The sequence below is a fragment of the Kytococcus sp. HMSC28H12 genome (assembly GCF_001816045.1).
GTDB classification, from domain to species: Bacteria; Actinomycetota; Actinomycetes; order Actinomycetales; family Dermatophilaceae; genus Kytococcus; species Kytococcus schroeteri.
Genome location: NZ_KV824488.1, coordinates 1 through 2,085, shown reverse-complemented (window position 1 = coordinate 2,085; position 2,085 = coordinate 1). Strand labels below are relative to the sequence as shown.

The following is a 2,085-nucleotide window of genomic DNA, read 5'->3' as shown; positions in this document are numbered from 1 at the left end:
CGTTGACCAGGCGCACCCCGAAGGCCTCCTCGACCCCGAGGCGCACCTCGCGGGCCAGCGCGGCCACGTCGGCCGCCGTCGCCGAGCCCCGGTTGGTGATGGCCAGCGGGTGCTTGGTGGACAGCGCGGCCGGCCCCGGCATCGCGTAGCCCTTGCCGTACCCGGCCTTGTCGATGAGCCAGGCCGCACTCGTCTTGACCATCCCGTCGCCCGCCGGGAACTCCGGCGGCTCCGGGGCGGTGGGGCCGAAGCGCTCCACCACGTGGGCCCGCACCTCGTCCATCTGGGCGGCGGTGATGATCGGGTTGGTGAAGAAGGACCCGCACGACCAGGTGTCGTGGTCGTCGGCGTCCCAGACCATGCCGCGCTGCCGGCGCTGGGCCAGGACGGCCTCGCGGGCGTCGGCCAGGGCGACGCGCTCCCCCATCTCCACGCCGAGGCCCTGTGCGAGGGCGGCGTAGCCCACCGGCTGGGAGCGGTCGGTGGCCTCCAGCAGGAAGGTCACCGCGAGCACGACGTAGCGGCCCGTGGAGCCCTTCTGGGTGCGCTTGAACAGCGAGTCCCGGTAGGCGAAGGCGCACTCGGCGGCGGACATCTCCTGCACCTCGCCGGTCTCACGGTCGAGCACGCGCACGGACTCCACCGTCTGCGAGACGTCCTGCCCGTAGGCGCCCACGTTCTGGATGGGGGTGGAGCCCACGCACCCGGGGATGCCCGACAGGGCCTCGATGCCGCTCCAGCCGTTCTGCACGGCGTGGGCGACGAAGGCGTCCCAGGGCTCGCCGGCGGCGGCGCGCACGCGCACCCGCCCGTCCCCGGCGTCCTCGACCTCGATGCCGCGCGTGGCCACCTGCACGACGGTGCCGGGGAACCCCGCATCGCTGATGACGAGGTTGGAGCCGCCGGAGACCAGCAGGAGGTCCTCCCCCGCGGCGTCGGCGGCGCGCACGGCGGCCACGAGGTCGTCGGTGGTGGCGGCACGCACGAGGGTCCGGGCGGGGCCGCCGACGCGCAGCGTGGTGAGCGGGGCCAGCGGGGCGTCGTGCTCGGTGCGGGAGGCCTCGGAGAGCGGAGGGGTGCTCACGCGTCCTCCCCGGAGAGGTCGACCGTGGCGGTGGCCCGGCCGAGCACCGGCTTGGGGGCGCCCTCCTGGGTGACCGCCAGCGCCAGGGTGACGGTGTCGCCCTCGACCTGCTTGACGGTGCCGGTCACCGTGAGCACGGCCTCACCCGGGTCGGGCACCACGACCGGCGCGGAGAAGCGGGTGGAGAGGCCCAGGACGCGGGCGGGGTCGCCGGCCCAGTCCCCGACGCAGGTGGCCGCGCGCCCCATCGTGAGCATGCCGTGGGCCAGCACGCCGGGCAGGCCCACCTCAGCGGCGACGCGGTCGCTCCAGTGGATGGGGTTGTGGTCGCCGGAGGCGCCGGCGTAGGAGACGAGGTCGGCGCGGGTGAGGCGGACCTCGCGCTCGAAGGCGACGTCGCCGATGGTGAGCGACGCGACGTCGGGGGCGGCGGTGGGCTGCTGCGGGGTCTGGTCGGACATCAGGCCTCCTGCGCCGGGGCGGTCGAGATGACGAGGGTGGAGGTGCCGGTGGCCACGAGGTCCTCGGACTCGTCCAGCACCGTGGTGCGCAGCGCGAGCATGCACGTGGAGCCCATCATCTTGGCGCTGGTGACCTCGGTGGTGGCGGTGAGCTCGTCACCGGCCACCACGGGGCGCTCGTGGGTGAAGGACTGCTCGCCGTGCACGACGTTCTGCAGCGCGATGCCCAGGTCCGGGTCGGACAGCAGGAGGAAGTCGGCCGCCTGCGTGACCTTGACGACGAAGGTGGGGGGTGCCACGAGGTCGGCGTACCCGGCCTCGGCGGCAACCGCCACGTCGTGGTGCACGGGGTGCTCCGCGCCGACCGCGCGGGCGAACTCGCGCACGGCGGGGCGGGCCACCTGGTAGGGCTCCTGCAGGGTCCAGTTGCGGCCGGTGACCCGCTCGGCGAGCGTGCCGGCGGCGGCCTGGGTGTCGGCGGACGTCATGCCGCGAGCCTATGCGACACCCCGCACGCACGGAGGAGGGCCGCCCCGTGCG

General features: G+C 74.9%; 3 protein-coding genes. All 3 read right to left on the bottom strand.

All coding sequences use genetic code 11. The features are described 5' to 3' along the window. A partial coding sequence (locus HMPREF3099_RS06965) for a UDP-N-acetylmuramate dehydrogenase (RefSeq protein ID WP_070705319.1) occupies positions 1-1,084 on the bottom strand: 1,084 nt, incomplete at its 3' end. Further along, complete coding sequence (locus HMPREF3099_RS06960) at positions 1,081-1,545, bottom strand: MaoC/PaaZ C-terminal domain-containing protein (RefSeq protein WP_070705318.1); 465 nt, start codon at positions 1,543-1,545, stop codon at positions 1,081-1,083. The genes HMPREF3099_RS06960 and HMPREF3099_RS06965, both read right to left, overlap by 4 nt. Next, positions 1,545-2,033: an FAS1-like dehydratase domain-containing protein gene (locus tag HMPREF3099_RS06955; RefSeq protein ID WP_083323585.1), complete on the bottom strand. Its 489-nt coding sequence runs from the start codon at positions 2,031-2,033 to the stop codon at positions 1,545-1,547. Before HMPREF3099_RS06955 ends, HMPREF3099_RS06960 begins: the two co-directional genes overlap by 1 nt. Positions 2,034-2,085 lie beyond the last annotated feature (52 nt).

Bases quoted from the DNA above. Each gene is read 5' to 3' on its own strand.
- HMPREF3099_RS06960 (WP_070705318.1), bottom strand. From the start codon at position 1,545: ATGTCCGACCAGACCCCGCAGCAGCCCACCGCCGCCCCCGACGTCGCG.
- HMPREF3099_RS06955 (WP_083323585.1), bottom strand. From the start codon at position 2,033: ATGACGTCCGCCGACACCCAGGCCGCCGCCGGCACGCTCGCCGAGCGG.